The organism is Kaistia granuli DSM 23481 (assembly GCF_000380505.1).
GTDB lineage: Bacteria > Pseudomonadota > Alphaproteobacteria > Rhizobiales > Kaistiaceae > Kaistia > Kaistia granuli.
Window position 1 is genome coordinate 316493 of record NZ_AQYH01000004.1, and the last position, 15520, is coordinate 332012.

General features: G+C 65.4%; 9 protein-coding genes. 6 read left to right on the top strand and 3 right to left on the bottom strand.

What is annotated here, in order from left to right:
• Nucleotides 1–11 precede the first annotated feature (11 nt).
• Nucleotides 12–1313, bottom strand: coding sequence for an amidohydrolase family protein (locus G342_RS0105385; RefSeq protein WP_018182086.1), 1302 nt, complete (start codon nt 1311–1313; stop codon nt 12–14).
• A gap of 373 nt (nt 1314–1686) precedes the next feature.
• Here G342_RS0105385 and G342_RS0105390 point away from each other — a divergent pair, with 373 nt between their 5' ends.
• From G342_RS0105390 to G342_RS0105400, 3 genes are all read left to right on the top strand, one after another.
• Complete coding sequence (locus G342_RS0105390) at nt 1687–3120, top strand: basic amino acid/polyamine antiporter (protein WP_026304146.1); 1434 nt, start codon at nt 1687–1689, stop codon at nt 3118–3120.
• A gap of 19 nt (nt 3121–3139) precedes the next feature.
• Nucleotides 3140–4384, top strand: a complete 1245-nt coding sequence (arcA, locus tag G342_RS0105395) for an arginine deiminase (RefSeq protein WP_018182088.1) — start codon at nt 3140–3142, stop codon at nt 4382–4384.
• Between the two features lie 196 nt (nt 4385–4580).
• Nucleotides 4581–6071 carry an alpha/beta hydrolase gene (locus G342_RS0105400; protein ID WP_026304147.1) on the top strand — a complete coding sequence of 497 codons (1491 nt, stop codon included), beginning with the start codon at nt 4581–4583 and terminating at the stop codon, nt 6069–6071.
• An 84-nt stretch (nt 6072–6155) separates the two neighbouring features.
• Here G342_RS0105400 and G342_RS0105405 read toward each other — a convergent pair whose 3' ends face one another.
• Entirely contained in the window at nt 6156–7730 is a 1575-nt protein-coding gene (locus G342_RS0105405) for an arylsulfatase (RefSeq protein WP_425402197.1), read from the bottom strand.
• Nucleotides 7731–8330: 600 nt separating this feature from the next.
• Entirely contained in the window at nt 8331–9536 is a 1206-nt protein-coding gene (gene gltS / locus G342_RS0105410) for a sodium/glutamate symporter (RefSeq protein ID WP_026304149.1), read from the bottom strand.
• 281 nt (nt 9537–9817) lie between these two features.
• Between gltS and G342_RS23330 the strand changes: the two genes are divergently transcribed.
• The 3 genes from G342_RS23330 to G342_RS0105425 all read left to right on the top strand — a co-directional run bounded on the left by G342_RS23330 (nt 9818) and on the right by G342_RS0105425 (nt 15336).
• Nucleotides 9818–10864, top strand: a complete 1047-nt coding sequence (locus G342_RS23330; RefSeq protein ID WP_083931097.1) for a helix-turn-helix domain-containing protein — start codon at nt 9818–9820, stop codon at nt 10862–10864.
• A gap of 414 nt (nt 10865–11278) precedes the next feature.
• Nucleotides 11279–12250 (top strand): efflux RND transporter periplasmic adaptor subunit, encoded by a 972-nt coding sequence (locus tag G342_RS0105420; RefSeq protein WP_018182093.1) that lies wholly within the window; start codon nt 11279–11281, stop codon nt 12248–12250.
• Nucleotides 12247–15336, top strand: coding sequence for an efflux RND transporter permease subunit (locus G342_RS0105425; RefSeq protein WP_018182094.1), 3090 nt, complete (start codon nt 12247–12249; stop codon nt 15334–15336). The genes G342_RS0105420 and G342_RS0105425 overlap by 4 nt, the downstream gene beginning before the upstream one ends.
• Nucleotides 15337–15520 lie beyond the last annotated feature (184 nt).

Below are 15520 nucleotides of genomic sequence, written 5' to 3' on the forward strand. Positions count from 1 at the left end.
GGTTCGCCTTGTCAACGATGGTTTCCAGCGGCCTCCCAGCCGGTGAGGATTTCCTCCCGTCGGCCGGCGGACCGGTCGCGCGGGTGCATCCGCGGCCGGATCAGGCGGCTCGCCGCCCGCTCGAAGGTCTTCACGCCGCGCTTGAAGCCCATCAGAGGCTGGGCGATCTCGGCGACGGCATGGGCGGCGTCCGTCGCGTCCATGATCACCAGGTCGGCGGGGTTGCCGACCGCGATGCCGTAATCGGTGCAGCGCATCAGCCGCGCCGGCGCCGTCGTCACCATGTCGAGGCAACAGAGCATTTCCGCCCGACGGCCGAGCTGCGCGACATTGGCGTAGAGATTGGCGATGCGGTTGAGCGAACCGTCGCCGAACGGCGTGAACGGGTTCATCACATTGTTGGTCGCCAGCGAGCACGTAACGCCAAGCTCTGCGAGGCGATGAGCCGGCGCGACGCCGCGCGGCACGCTGTGATCGTGCTTTCGCCCCATCAGGAACAGATCCGTCGCCGGCAGCACGGTGACGGCGATGCCGGCAGCGGCCAGCCTTCCGCCGATGGCGGCCAGCGTCGCCGGCGGGATGGCGGATAGCTTGGTCACATGCCCGACCGCGACGCGGCCGCCCCAGTCGGCCTGCTCGGTCGCGGCGATGACGGCGTCGAGATGCATCCAGCCGGGGTCGAGATCGAAGTCGAGATGGAAGTCGACATCGAGATCGAACTGGCGGGCGATGGCGAAGATGCGGTCGATATGGCCCTGCGGATCGGTATCGGTATAGGGGCAGCCGCCGATCAGGTCGGCGCCGGCCCGGCAGGCCGCGACGAGCAGCGCCTCCGCGCCCGGATCGTTGAGCAGGCCTTCCTGCGGAAATACGCAGAGCTTGAGATCGACCGCCCAGGCGTAGTCGCGCTTCAGGCGCTGGAGGGCCGCGAAGGAGCGGAGGCCGATGCGCGGATCGATCTCGACATGCGTGCGGATGCGCATGGTTCCCTGCAGGATCGCCTTGACCAGGGTCTTCTCGGCACGCGCATAGACGTCGTCCTCGGTGAAGTCCCGCTTCAGGCGGGAAACCTCGGCGATCGCCTCGCCGAGCGCGCCCTCGGCCGAGCAGCGATCGAGAATGCAGGACTTGTCGAGATGCAGGTGGCTGTCGACGAAGCCCGGCAGGACCAGTCGCCCCGCCGCCGTTTCCTGCCGTCGGGCGCCGCCGAGATCCGCGCCGATCGCCGCGATGACGCCGTCGACGATACCGATGTCGCAGGGGCCGTCCCGGCGTTCGGGAAGCGTCGCGTCGCGCAGCACCAGATCGAACATGGCCGGGCTCCTGTCGGTCCTGCCTGCGGCGCATCCGGCCCGCGGGCGTCACCCAGCCGATCAGCAAGAGCTATGCCATGGGCGGAGGGAACAGGGCCGGCGCTGCCAGCAGCGGGGAAGGGCGATCGGCTCCATCGCGGGCATGACCGGCCGCTGCCGCAACTTTCATCGCCGGTGCCCGCTCCTGCGCCATTCCGAAAGACTTTCTGGAGAGGATGTCGGGAATTCTTCCCCTTCCGCCATCGGATGACGTAGAGGTTAGCTGTGAATAGAATGATACGGTAAGGATAGAGGCGGGATTCCTTGCTCATGCCTCCCGTTTGGGAAGAGGGCATAAGAACTACAAGCTTGTGGATTTTGGGAGGGGAACAATATGGCGTCGTCGACGACTGGAAAGTTGTCACTCGGGGCGTTGACCGCCATGGTTGTCGGCTCGATGGTCGGGGCGGGTATCTTCAACCTTCCCGGCCGGTTTGGTGCCGCCACCGGTCCATTCGGCGCCATCATCGCCTGGATGATCGCCGGCACCGGCATGTACATGCTGGCGCGTGTGTTCCAGGCGCTGGCCGAGAAGCGGCCCGATATCGACTCCGGCGTGTTCGCCTACGCCAAGGCCGGCTTCGGCGACTATATGGGCTTCCTGTCCGCCTTCGGTTACTGGCTCGGCAGCTGTCTCGGCAACGTCTTCTACTGGGTGCTGATCGGATCCACGCTCGGCCGCTTCTTCCCCGAGATCTTCGGTGACGGCAGCTCGCCGACGGCGATCATCGTTTCGCTGGTCGGCGTCTGGCTGTTCCACTTCATGATCCTGCGCGGCGTCGAGCAGGCGGCCTTCATCAACACGATCGTCACCATCGCCAAGATCGTGCCGATCCTCGTGGCGGTTCTCGCCATGGTCTTCTTCTTCAACTACACGCAGTTTTCGGAGAATTTCTTCGGCGGCGTCGGCATGCCGGACAAATCGCTGGTCGCCCAGGTGCGCGACACCATGCTGATCACGGTGTTCGTCTTCCTCGGCATCGAGGGCGCCAGCGTCTATTCGCGCTTCGCCAAGAAGCGCTCGGACGTCGGCAGCGCGACCATCCTGGGCTTTGTCGGCGTGACCGGCCTGATGGTCGCCGTCACGCTTCTGCCCTACGCCAACATGCCGCGCGCGACGATCGCGGGCGTCGCCAATCCCTCGCTCGCCGGCGTGCTCGAAGTGGTGGTCGGCCATTGGGGCGCGGTGTTCATCTCGATCGGCGTGCTGATCTCGGTGCTCGGCGCCTATCTCGCCTGGTCGCTGATCTGCGCCGAAGTGCTGTTCGCCGCCGCCAAGTCGCAGGACATGCCGAAGCTGTTCGCCGCGCAGAACGGCAACCGCGTTCCCGCCAACGCGCTGTGGCTCACCAACATCGTCGTGTCGCTGTTCATCATCTCGACCTACTGGTCGCGCGATGCCTTCAACTTCATGCTCGACATGACGAGCGTGACCGCGCTGCTGCCCTATCTGCTCGTCGCGGGCTATGGCGTGCTGCTCGCCCGCAGTGGCAAGGGCTATGAAGCGACGCCGAACGAGCGTCGCCGCGATCAGATCTTCGCCTGGATCGCCGTCGTCTACACGCTCGTGATGTTCGTCGCCGCCGGGCTCAAATACGTGCTCCTGGTCGCGGTCCTGTTCGTGCCCGGCACCATTCTCTACGTCTGGGCCCGCCGCGAGCAGAACGCGCGGCTCTTCACCAAGACAGAGCTCATCGTCTTCGCCGTCACGCTGGTCGCAGGCCTGGTCGGGGCTTTTGGCCTGCTGACCGGCACTATCACACCCTGAATCGAAAGGCAGTCACATCATGACGACTGAAAGCCAGTTCGGCGTTCACTCCGAAGTCGGTCAGCTCCGCAAGGTTCTGGTCTGCGCGCCCGGCCGCGCGCATCAGCGCCTGACGCCGAGCAATTGCGACGACCTGCTGTTCGACGACGTGCTGTGGGTCGACAACGCCAAGCGCGACCATTTCGACTTCATGACCAAGATGCGCGACCGCGGCGTCGAGGTTCTGGAAATGCACAACATGCTGGCCAAGACGGTCGCGATCCCCGAAGCGAAGAAGTGGATCCTCGACCACCAGATCGTGCCGAACCAGGTTGGCCTCGGTCTCGTCGACGAGATCCGTTCCTATCTGGAGGGCCTGTCGAACCGCGAGCTGGCCGAGACGCTGATCGGCGGCCTTTCGACGGCGGAATTCCCCGAGACGCATGGCGGCGAGATGCTGAAGCTGGTGCGCGAGGCGGCCGGCGTTACCGAATATTTGCTGCCGCCGCTGCCGAACACGCTCTACACGCGCGACACCACCTGCTGGATCTATGGCGGCGTCACGCTGAACCCGCTCTACTGGCCGGCCCGGCACGAGGAGACGATCCTCACCACCTCGATCTACAAGTTCCATCCCGATTTCGCCGGCAAGGTGAATGTCTGGTATGGTGACCCGCTCGAGGATCACGGCCTCGCAACCCTCGAGGGCGGCGACGTCATGCCGATCGGCAAGGGCAACGTCCTGATCGGCATGAGCGAGCGCACCTCGCGCCAGGCGATCAGCCAGCTGGCGGCCAAGCTGTTCGAGAAGGGCGCCGCTGAACGCGTCATCGTCGCGGCGATGCCGAAACTGCGCGCCGCCATGCATCTCGACACGGTCTTCACCTTCGCCGACCGCGATTGCGTGCTGCTCTACCCGGATATCGTCAACTCGATCCAGGCCTTCTCCTATCGCCCGGACGGCAAGGGCGGCCTCGAGCTGCACAAGGACAAGGGCACCTTCGTCGAGACCGTGCGCGACGCGCTCGGCCTCAAGAAGATGCGCGTCGTCGAAACCGGCGGCAATGACTACATGCGTGAGCGCACGCAGTGGGATTCGGGCGCCAACCTCGTCTGCGCCTCGCCGGGCGTCGTCTTCGCCTATGACCGCAACACCTACACCAACACGCTGCTGCGCAAGGAAGGCATCGAGGTCGTCACCATCATCGGCGCCGAGCTCGGTCGCGGTCGTGGCGGCGGCCACTGCATGACCTGCCCGATCTCGCGCGACGCGGTCGACTACTAGCCTCGTCTGTCGCCGAACGATCCACTGGTTCGGGGCAGTCCATCAGCCCGCCCCGTCGCCGGGGGCTTTTGTTTGCGATTCGTCGGTTGCGTGCGCCGCTCGTGTCGCGCATTGATGGCGCCACCGATTTCGGGCGATCGTGCGCCAGCACGAGCTTGCTGGGCAGGGATCGTCCAGAGGGGAAGATTTCAGGACGATGAGCCGTTGGTTCTTGCGGAATTTGAAGCGCGCTGCGGTGTTGGTCGGCGTGATCGCGGTGACACTGCTGGTGGTCCGTATCGTCGATGTGTCGCGTGGCCCGTCGCTGCAACTCTGGCACAAGCACGCTCCGCCCGAACTCACGGTGAAGCAACTCGATGCCGGATCCTGGAAGGACTATCTGGCGGCCGAGGACGCGGCGTTCGAAGACGTCCGTGTCTCCGTCACGGCCAAGCTGAAGCCGGCGCAGCAACAGGCGTCGAACCGTTATTTTGACGGCAGCCCGCTCTATCCGCCTCGTTTCCAGACCGACTGGAACCGATCCTTCGTGCTCCAGCCGGACGGCAAGCCGATCGGGGCGGTGGTCCTGCTGCACGGGCTGACCGACTCTCCCTACAGCCTGCGGCATATTGCAAAGCTCTACCGCGACCATGGCTTTGTCGCGGTCGGACTGCGCGTGCCGGGCCATGGCACGGTTCCGGCCGGTCTGGCGGCGGTCAACTGGGAGCATTGGCTGGCGGCGACCCGTCTCGCCGTGCGCGAGGCGAGGCGCCTGTCCGGCGGCGACACGCCCCTGCATCTTGTCGGCTATTCGAACGGCGGTGCCCTGGCGCTCCTCTATTCGCTGGACGCGCTGGAAGATCCCGCGCTGGCGCGGCCGGACCGGCTGGTGCTGTTCTCGCCGATGGTCGGCGTCACGCGCTTTGCCCGCTTCGCCGGCCTCGCCGGTCTGCCTTCCATCTTCCCACGCTTTGCCAAAACCGCCTGGCTCGGCGTGATGCCGGAGTTCAACCCGTTCAAATACAACTCGTTTCCGGTGAACGCTGCCCGCCAGTCCTATGAGCTGACCTCCGTCCTGCAGGAGCGGATCACCCGGCTTGCCCGCGACAACCGGCTCGCCGAGCTGGCGCCAGTGCTGACCTTCCAGTCGATCGTCGATTTTACCGTCAGCGCGCCCGCCGTCGTGTCGACGCTTTACGGGAACCTGCCCGAGAACGGCAGCGAGCTGGTGTTGTTCGACATCAATCGAAATGCGGATCTCGGGCCGTTGCTGAGCACGGCCGCCGAGACGGCGGTCGAGCGCATCCTGCCGCCGGCACCGCGCCGCTACCGGACGGCGGTGATCACCAATGCGGCGCCGGACGGAGATCCGGTCGAGGCGCGGGTTGTCGAGCCTGGCCGGACGGAGCCGCAGAAGGAAGCCCTCAATCTGGTCTATCCCGCCGACATCTACTCGCTGTCGCATGTCGCGCTGCCGTTTCCCGTCGAGGATGGGCTATACGGGACGGATCCCGATCCCGCGGATGACTTTGGCATTCGTCTCGGGGATATTGCCTCGCGCGGCGAACGCGGGACGTTGATCGTCGGCCTGGATACGCTGATGCGGATTTCGTCGAACCCGTTCTTTCCCTATGTGGTCGAGCGGATAGAAGCGCTGATCGCGGCACCTATTCCCGTTGCGCCGACGGCGGCAGCGGCGGCACCCTAGATCGTCATTCTCTCCCGCTTCCCGGCGGCGAGGATAGGAGAGCGGAAGGCGCCTCCGCGAATGGGCAGAGGCGCCTGCTGCAGCTTACTGGCTCGGTGTTTTCGCCGGCTTCTTCATCTCCGCCAGGACCTGGTCGAGATTGTAGCTCGCCGGGTCCTGCATCGGCGGAAAGGCCCTGTAGGTCTCCAGTTCCTTCAGCCACAGGATCTGGCCGATCGGCAGGATGTTCCAGTCATAGATATAGGCGGTGCTGGGGGCCGCCAGCGCGCCGCCCATGCCCAGGATCGTCTTGGTGTCCTCCAGCGCGGAGATCTCGAAAGGATCGCGCGCGATGTTGACGATCTGCGTCCAGCCATAAGTGACGTCGCCGGCAAGGCCGCAGGTCGGGCAGGTGCCGGCCATCGTGTAGTAGAACTTCCAGTTCTTGTAGCGGACGGCCGAAGGCTTGGGGCCGGCATAGTAGAAGAACGTGTCGCGCGCTGATTTGCCCTTGCCTTCCAGATAGTCGCGCTGGTCGACACCATCGAGCGTCGTCTTGACGATGCCCGGATACGAGCCGGCCTCGATCTGCTTCTTCAGGGCGTCGCCCTTCGGCCCGCCGGCGATGTCGACCAGGGTCGGCAGCCAGTCGAGGGAGGCGAAGGTCTCGGTCAGGACCGTTCCCGGCTGGATGTGGCCCGGCCAGCGCACCAGCATCGGCGCGCGCATGCCGCCTTCCCAGGTCGTCAGCTTGCCGCCCTTGAAGGGCGTCGTGCCGCCGTCCGGATAGGTGATGACCTCGGCGCCATTGTCGGTGGTGAAGGCGACGATCGTGTTGTCGAGTTCGCCCATGTCTTCCAGCTTCTTGAGGACGACGCCGATATTGTCGTCGAGCTGCTTCATGCCGACCTCGTTGATGCCCCAGTCCTTGCCGCCCTTCTCGCCGAGCATGGCTTCATATTTGGGCGACAGCATCGTCGTGATGTGCATGCGGGCCGGGTTGTACCAAACGAAGAACGGCTTGCCGGTCTTCTCGGGATCGTTGCGGTCGAGATAATCGACGACCTTGCCAGAGATCTCCTCGTCGATGGTCCTGGAGCGATCCAGCGTCAACGGCCCTTCATCCGTGCAGGTCTGGTTCGCGGACGTGCCGTCCGATGACTTGCAGGCGATAACCGGACGCGGCGGGGTCAGGCAGGTCGTCGTCGCGGGATCGACGGCGCCGGGCACTTCGGCAAGGCCGGGGACCGGCGTGTTCTTGCAAGGCGGTGCGACGGCCTGCTCCGTCGGGGATTTGTTGATGTCGGGGAAGCTCACGCCCTGCATGGCGTCGAGGTGGTAGAGATAGCCCCAGAACTCCTGGAACCCATGCGCGGTCGGCAGCGCATCGGTATGGTCGCCCAGATGGTTCTTGCCGAATTCACCGGTGCTGTAGCCGAGATCATGCAGGAACTTGGCCAGAGCCGGCGTGCCGGGACGCAGATAGCTCGGGCTGCCGGGCAACTGCGGCGGGATCATGCCGGTGCGCAGCGGATGCATTCCGGTGAAGAAGGCATTGCGACCCGCCGTGCAACTCTGCTCGGCGTAATAGGTCATGAACTTGGCGCCTTCCCTGCCAATCCGGTCGATGTTGGGGGTCTCGCCGACCGCCAGGCCACCGTGGTAGATGCTGGGCTGCATCCATCCGATGTCGTCGCCCATGATGAACAATATGTTCGGCTTTTCCTGCGCCGATGCGATGCCTGTTGATAGTGCGACAGAGGTGAAAAAGCATGCACTCGCTAAATGTATAAGCTTTCTCATGTGAGTCTCCTTATATATTGGGCGCGCTTGCCTGCGCTATTGTGAGGCTACAGCATTTCTGGGGCTCTCTGCGTCAATGAATGAAGCTTCTTTATCATTGAAATTTGGAGTTTCGATGTGTTCGGCTGCTTTATAGTGGCTTCTCGGAAGCCAGGCATGCTGACGGTGGCCAAGATGTTGGCGCGAGTTGTCCCTGGCCAATCGGCAGCGCGCACGATAGGGCAGCCATGCCTCCTGGGATAATCACAATGCGGTTGTTGCCGATCAACCCGACGCGGGCGGTCGCAGCCGACCGACGATAGCGGGGGCGGCGATTGTCGCGCCCGCCGCATCTTCCGTTTTTCCCCGAGGCGGAGACGGACGGACCACTTGCGAGAGCGGAAATCCCCTAGGAGGGAGATGCTTGGGTCGCGCGCCGTCCGGAGCTCCGACAACCGGCTCTGCGGTCTCTTTTCGCTTCCGACGGAGCCGCCCGCCTCAGCGTACGAAGAAGCCGATGACGAAGGCGTTGGCGATGTCGATGAAGAAGGCGGAGACCAGTGGCAGGATGATGAAGGCCATCGGTGCGGCGCCATGCGTCTTAGTGACCGCGGTCATGTTGGCGATCGCCGTCGGCGTCGCGCCGAGGCTGATGCCGCTGAAGCCGGCCGAAAGCACCGCCGCCTCGTAGTTCCGCCCCATCGCCGGGAAGACGACGAACAGCATGTAGAGCACGGCGGCGAACGTCTGGATGCCGAGGACGAGAACCAGCGACGGGCCGAGGTCGCCGAGTGTCCATAGCTGCATGCTCATCAGCGACATGGCCAGGAAGATGTTGAGCGACAGATCGGAGACCAGCGCCAGAGAGCGCGTGCGGGTCGGCCAGTTCAGCCGCGGCAGCACGCGCGGAATGGTGTTGGTCAGGACGATCGCCACCAGCAGGCAGGCGACGAACAGCGGCAGCTTGATGCCGAACTCGGTGAAGATCTCGTCGAGGGTGAAACCGATCAGCACGGCGACGTTCAGCACCAGGATGGTGCGCATCAGACTGATATGGCTGATGTCGTCCGCATCCACCGGCTCGGCGCTCTTGGGCAGGCCGACCATCGGCTGGCTGCCGGTCGGGCCACTCAAGCCGTAGCGGGCGATCAGCAGTTTCGCCACCGGGCCGCCGACGAGGCTGGCGACAACCAGGCCGAGCGTCGCTGCGGCCACGCCGACTTCCATGGCGTTCTGCAGGCCGAACTCCCGGTTGATGATCGGCGCCCAGGCGATCGTCGTGCCGTGGCCGCCGATCAGCGAGGCCGAGCCGAGCAGAACGGTGATGCCTTCCGGCAATCCCAGGAAGGCGACGCTGCCGGCGGCGATCAGGTTCTGGATGACGAGGAAGATCAGCGTCAGGCCGAGCAGCACCAGCAGAGGCTTGCCGCCGGAGAGGAGATCGTCGAGCCGGGCGTTGAGGCCGATCCCGGTGAAGAAATAGAGCAGCAGCATGTCGCGCGCGGCGAGATTGAAGACGATGCTCGTATCGAAGACGCGGAAGGCGACCAGCGTGACCACCGCTGCCAACAGGCCACCGCTGACCGCCTCCGGAATGTTCCAGCGCCGCAGCGGCGCGACCCAGCGATTGACGCCGGTGCCGACAAAGAAGACGACGATGGCGATCGTCAGGCTGAGGAATCCCGGAACGGCGACGGTCGTCACGTTTGTCAACACCTGTACTAGCGAGCCCGGCGGGCTATGGATCGCGTCTGCGTCGGCTCGGCGCCGTCCCTCGGACGGACCGGAGCGAATCAGCCCCGCGTTCGAAAGACCTACACGGCTGGTCTCGCCGTGGCGATTTCGAAAATGTCCGGACGGTGGTGCAGGAGCTGCGTCGTGCCTGTCATGGTTGATCTGGATCATTGTCACGTAGGATGGGTATTGATAGAAGCGGCTTTTCTTGCGTCTGACGCGGCGTCAGGATCAGGAATGACGGGGATCGCATGACAAGTGTTCCGAAGGTGGCATTGGACGAGGCGATCACGCCGATCCACTTCAGCACCCGATCGCTCCCGGTTCGGGAGCAGTTCGACGCGTGGCGGGCTTTCATGGCGCCAGCCATTGATCTCGACATTCGTGAGTCCCGGATCGCGCCCTTCGAGGCCGAACAGACGGTCTGGGACGTCGGCGGTTTCGCGTTGACGCGCGCCCGCATGCCTGGCGACGGAACCGCGCGCACCTGGCAGCACCACAAGAAGAACGCCCTCGACCATTGGTGTTTCGTCGTCGTCAACGACGGAACGGCTCCAACCGGCGTCCCCGGAAGGCCGGCCCGGCAGCTCTTCTTCCGTTCGCTCGGCGAGCGCTTCGATGGCTCGGCCGCCGATACCAGTGTTCTCAGCCTCTATATTCCGCGCGAATTGTTCGGCGAACGGCTGAACCGCATTGACGGCACGAGCAGCCAGGTTCCCGATACCGGCATCGGCGCGCTTCTCGCCGACTATTTCCTGAGCCTGGAGCAACGGCTCCCCCGCATCCCCAACGCCCAGTTGCCCCAGGTGGTCGAGGCGACGCAGGCGATGATCGCCGCCTGCGTGCGGCCGAGCGCCGAACGGATCGAGGTCGCCCACGATGCGATCGTCGCCACCTTGATGGAGCGCGCGCGACAGGTGGTGCGCCAGAACATGGGCTCGTCCAGTTTCGGGCCCGATCATCTCGCTCAGGCGCTTGGCGTGTCGCGGTCGAGGCTCTATCGGCTGTTCGAGCCGTTCGGCGGCGTCGCCCGCTACGTCCACCGCCAGCGCATGCTGGTTGCCCATGCCGCCCTGTCGGATCCGAGCAATACCAGCTCGGTCATTCGCATCGCCGAGAGCGTCGGCTTCGGCGACGCGTCGGGCTTCAGTCGCAGCTTCAAGCAGGAGTTCGGCTGCAGTCCCAGCGACGCGCGGGCTTCGTCCATCTTCCGCTCGCCGTTCCGGATGCCGCCGTCGCGCGCCGGCGGATCCGCCACGGCGGAGTTCGCCACCGTCCTGCGCCGCCTAGCCGCTTGATCCGTCGAGGCGGTCAAATGGGATTCCGCGCACAGCGTTGGGATGCAGCGCTCATCACAGCGGCGAGACGACTGGCTAAGGTTCGCGCGCGCTCGCGTGCTGACGGGAGCGTTCGGTGGGCGGAAGCCGCGTGATGATCTTGACGGCGCCCGATGCTGCCGTCACACAAGACTTGTATTACGCAAGGTAGCATTTGGATTCCGGAAATGGCGTGGCGCGTGGATAGGCACCCGTGCCGTCAGCTTTCGGGCTTTTTTGGTTTTGGGGGTTTTCGTGACGAAACGGGCCGATAGTCGGACAAGCACGGGCAGTCTTTGGCGAGCCGTCGCGTTCATCCTCGCTGCAGCGCCAGTTCTGGCTGCCTGTCAGCGGGAGACCGAGCAGGCCGCACCGGAAATCCGCCCGGTTCGCACCGTGATCGCCGCACGCGAGAATTCCGGCGAGACGGTGATTCTCACCGGCCAGGTCCAGCCCCGGAACGAAGCCAGCATGGCCTTCCGCATCGGCGGCCGCATGATCGCGCGACCCGTCAATGTCGGTGACCGCGTCGAGGCCGGCCAAGTGCTGGCGACCCTCGATCCCGTCAACGAGTTGAACGCGCTTCGCTCGGCCCAGGCGGCCCTCGCGGCGGCGCAGGGTCTGGTGACGCAGACCCGCAACGCCTTCGACCGGCAGGAGCATCTGCTGCGAAACGGCTTCACCACGCGCGCCAATTACGACCAGGCCCAGCAGGCCCGGAATACCGCGCAGGCGCAGCTCGACGATGCCGAGGCCCAGCTCGAGATCGCGCATGATCGTGTCGCCTTCACCGAGCTGAAGGCCGACGTCTCCGGCACGATCACGGCGCGCGGTGCCGAGCCGGGCGAAGTCGTCCAGGCTGGCCAGATGATCGTGCAGCTGGCGCATGAGGGCGGCCGCGATGCCGTCTTCGATGTGCCGGCGCAGGTGTTGCGCGCGGCGCCGACCGATCCGCTGATCACCGTCCGCCTGACCGACGATCCTTCGGTGAACGCCGTCGGCCGCGTCCGCGAAGTCGCGCCGCAGGCTGACGCCCAGACCCGCAATTTCCCGGTCCGCGTCGGCCTCGACAATCCGCCGGAGGCGCTGCGCCTCGGCTCGACGGTGAGCGGCACGATGATGATGGATACGACGCCGGTCATCGCCATCCCGGCGACGGCGCTCACCACCTCCGAGCAGAGCCCGGCTGTCTGGATTGTCGACCCGACCACCTCGACCGTCGCGCTGCGCAATGTCGATATCGTCCGGCACGACCCGGCGACCGTCGTCGTGTCGCAGGGGCTCGATACGGGCGAGATCGTCGTCACCGCCGGCGTTCAGGCCCTTCATCCGGGCCAGAAGGTCCGCCTGCTCGGATCGACGAAATGAGCGGCATCAATCTCTCGGCCTGGTCGCTCAACCATCGCTCCTTCGTCGTCTACTGGATGATCGCGGTGATGGTGGCGGGCATCGCCTCCTTCATTGGCCTCGGCCGCAACGAAGACCCGCCGATCACCATCAAGACGATGATCGTGCATGCCGTCTGGCCGGGCGCGACGATCGAGGACACGCTCAATCAGGTAACCGAGCGGCTCGAGCGCAAGATCCAGGAGATCCCCGAGGTCGACGACGTCCGCTCCTCGACCAGCGCCGGCAGCACGACGCTGTTCGTCAATCTGCGCCAGGACGTGACGTCGGCCGAGGTGCCGGATGTCTGGTACGAGGTCCGCAAGGGCATCGGCGACATTCGCCAGACGCTGCCCTCCGGGGTTCTCGGGCCGTTCTTCAACGATAGTTTCGGCGACACGTTCGGCATCATCTACGGCTTCACCGCCGACGGCTTCACGCATCGCGACTTGCGCGACTACGTCGAGGCCGCCCGTTCGCGCCTGTTGCAGGTGCCGGATGTCTCGCAGATCGAGATCATCGGCGCGCAGGACGAAAGGATCTATGTCGAGTTCTCGACCAAGCAGCTCGCGGGAATGGGCATCGACCGCACCGCGCTGCTGAATGCGCTGCGCGCTCAGAACGTGGTCAGCCCGGCCGGCGTGCTCGAGACCGGCGAGGAACGCATCTCGCTGCGCGTTTCCGGCGCCTTCGAGACCGAGCAGGACCTGCTCGACATCAACTTCGTCGCCAATGGCCAGCTGGTCCGGCTGCGTGACATCGCGCAGATCCACCGTGGCTATGCCAGCCCGCCGCAGCCGCAGTTCCGCGTCGACGGCAAGCCGGCGATCGGCCTTGGCATCGCGATGCGCGACGGCGGCGACATTCTCGCGCTCGGTGAGAACATCCGGAAGGCCATGGCGGAGATCACCGCAGACCTGCCGCTCGGTATCCAGCCGACGCTGGTGGCCGACCAGGCCGTCGTCGTTGACGAGGCGATTGGCGATTTCACCACCTCGCTCTGGCAGGCGATCGCCATCATCGCGGTGGTGAGCTTCGTCAGCCTCGGCATCCGCGCCGGCACCGTGGTCGCGCTGGCGATCCCGATCTCGCTCGCCATGGTGTTCGCCGTCATGAACATCGTCGGCATCGACCTGCAGCGCATTTCGCTCGGCGCGCTGATCATCGCGCTCAGCCTGCTGGTCGACGATGCGATGACGACGGTCGATTCGATGACATCGAGACTGGCGGCCGGCGAGAGCAAGGAAGACGCGGCGGCGAACACGTTCAAGACGCTGGCGCTCGCCATGCTGACGGGAACGCTGGTGACGGCGGCCGGCTTCGTGCCGATCGGCTTCGCCCAGAGCTCGGCCGGCGAATACACCTTCTCGATCTTTGCCGTCGTCGGCATCGCGCTGGTGGTGTCGTGGCTCGGCGCGGTGATCTTCTCGCCGCTGATCGGCGCCGTCCTGTTGAAGTCGCCGAAGCAAAAGCCCGATCCGAACAAGGTCAGCATCGTCGTGCGGGTGTTCCGTGCGATCCTCTTGACCGCGATGCGGATGCGCTGGATCACCATCGCCCTGACGCTCGCCGCTTTTGTCGGCGCGCTGCTGCTGCTGCCGCATGTGCCGCGGCAGTTCTTCCCGGCCTCCGACCGGACCGAGCTGATGGTCGATTTGCGCCTGCCGCAGAACGCGTCGATCTATCAGAGCGGCGATGTCTCGGCCCGTTTCGACGCCATCATGCGGGACGATCCCGATGTCGAGCGCTGGAGCACCTATATCGGCCGCGGCGCGATCCGCTTCTACCTGCCGCTCAATGTCGAGTTGCCGAACGAGTTCTTCGCCCAGGCAGTCGTGATCGCCAAGGACGTCGACGCCCGGCTGCGGCTGGAGAAGCGCCTCGAAACCGTGCTGGCGGAGCAGTTCCCGGATTCGGTGTCGCGCGTCGCGCCGCTCGAACTCGGACCGCCGGTCGGCTGGCCCGTGCAGTATCGCGTCAGTGGTCCCGATGTCGACCAGGTGCGGGACATCTCGCTGCGCCTCGCCCAGATCGTCTCGGCCAATCCCGACACCAAGCGCGTCAATTTCGACTGGATGGAGCCGGCGCGCATGGTGCGCGTCAAGATCGACCAGGACCAGGCGCGCCTGCTCGGCCTGAGTTCGCAGGCTCTCGCCGCCGCGCTGAACGCGGTGGTGACCGGCACGACGGTGACCCAGGTTCGCGACGACATCTATCTGGTCGACGTGATCGCCAGGGCGACCGACGAGCAGCGGGTCTCGCTCGCCAATCTGCAGACGTTGCAGGTGCCGCTGCCGAATGGCCGCACCGTGCCGCTCAGTCAATTCGCCACCTTCGAGCACGGCCAGGAATATCCGCTGATCTGGCGCCGCGACCGGGTGCCGACGCTGACGGTGCAGTCCGACGTTCGCGCCGGCGGTTCGCCGGAGGCAGTCGTCGCCGAACTGACGGATGAAGTCGAAGCGCTGCGGGCGACCTTGCCCAGGGGCTACGACATCGCCGTCGGTGGCGTCGTCGAGGAAAGCGCCCAGTCGCTGCAGTCCGTGATGGCGGTCGTGCCGATCATGCTGTTCCTGATGGTCTCGTTCCTGATGGCGCAGCTGCAGAGCTTCGGCAGGCTCTTCCTCGTGCTCTGCGTCGTGCCGATGGGATTGATCGGCGTCGTCGGGGCGTTGTTCCTGTTCAACCGGCCGCTCGGCTTCGTCGCCATTCTCGGCATCCTGTCGCTGCTCGGCCTGATCGCCAAGAACGCGGTGATCCTGATCGAGCAGATCGAGGCGGAACGGAAGCGCGGCCTGCCGATCTGGGATGCCGTGGTCGAGGCGACGGTGTCGCGTTTCCGGCCGATCATGCTGACGGCGATCTCGACCGTCCTCGGCATGATCCCGATCGCCGCGACGATCTTCTGGGGGCCGATGGCGTTCGCCATCATGGGCGGCCTGCTGGTCGCGACGATCCTGACGCTGGTGTTCCTGCCGACGCTCTACGTCACCTTCTACCGGGGCAGGGAAGGCGAGGCGGCGCCCGCGGCGGCAACTCCCGCGCCAGTGGCTTCCGCGGCGACCTGAGCGCGCTTGCCGGCCTCTCGAACAAAAGGGCCGCGGTCTTCCGCGGCCCTTTTTGATTTGGCTCGGTGGTCAGGCTCGGGAAGACCTTCGCGCAACACCGTCTTCATCGCTCGGATCGGATTTTGCCACCCTCCGCCGTCATCCCGGCGAAGGCCGGGGATCCAGACGCACCGGCCCGTGGTCG

Bases quoted from the DNA above. Each gene is read 5' to 3' on its own strand.
- G342_RS0105385 (WP_018182086.1), bottom strand. From the start codon at position 1,313: ATGTTCGATCTGGTGCTGCGCGACGCGACGCTTCCCGAACGCCGGGAC.
- G342_RS0105390 (WP_026304146.1), top strand. From the start codon at position 1,687: ATGGCGTCGTCGACGACTGGAAAGTTGTCACTCGGGGCGTTGACCGCC.
- arcA (WP_018182088.1), top strand. From the start codon at position 3,140: ATGACGACTGAAAGCCAGTTCGGCGTTCACTCCGAAGTCGGTCAGCTC.
- G342_RS0105400 (WP_026304147.1), top strand. From the start codon at position 4,581: ATGAGCCGTTGGTTCTTGCGGAATTTGAAGCGCGCTGCGGTGTTGGTC.
- G342_RS0105405 (WP_425402197.1), bottom strand. From the start codon at position 7,730: ATGCAGCCCAGCATCTACCACGGTGGCCTGGCGGTCGGCGAGACCCCC.
- G342_RS23330 (WP_083931097.1), top strand. From the start codon at position 9,818: ATGACAAGTGTTCCGAAGGTGGCATTGGACGAGGCGATCACGCCGATC.
- G342_RS0105425 (WP_018182094.1), top strand. From the start codon at position 12,247: ATGAGCGGCATCAATCTCTCGGCCTGGTCGCTCAACCATCGCTCCTTC.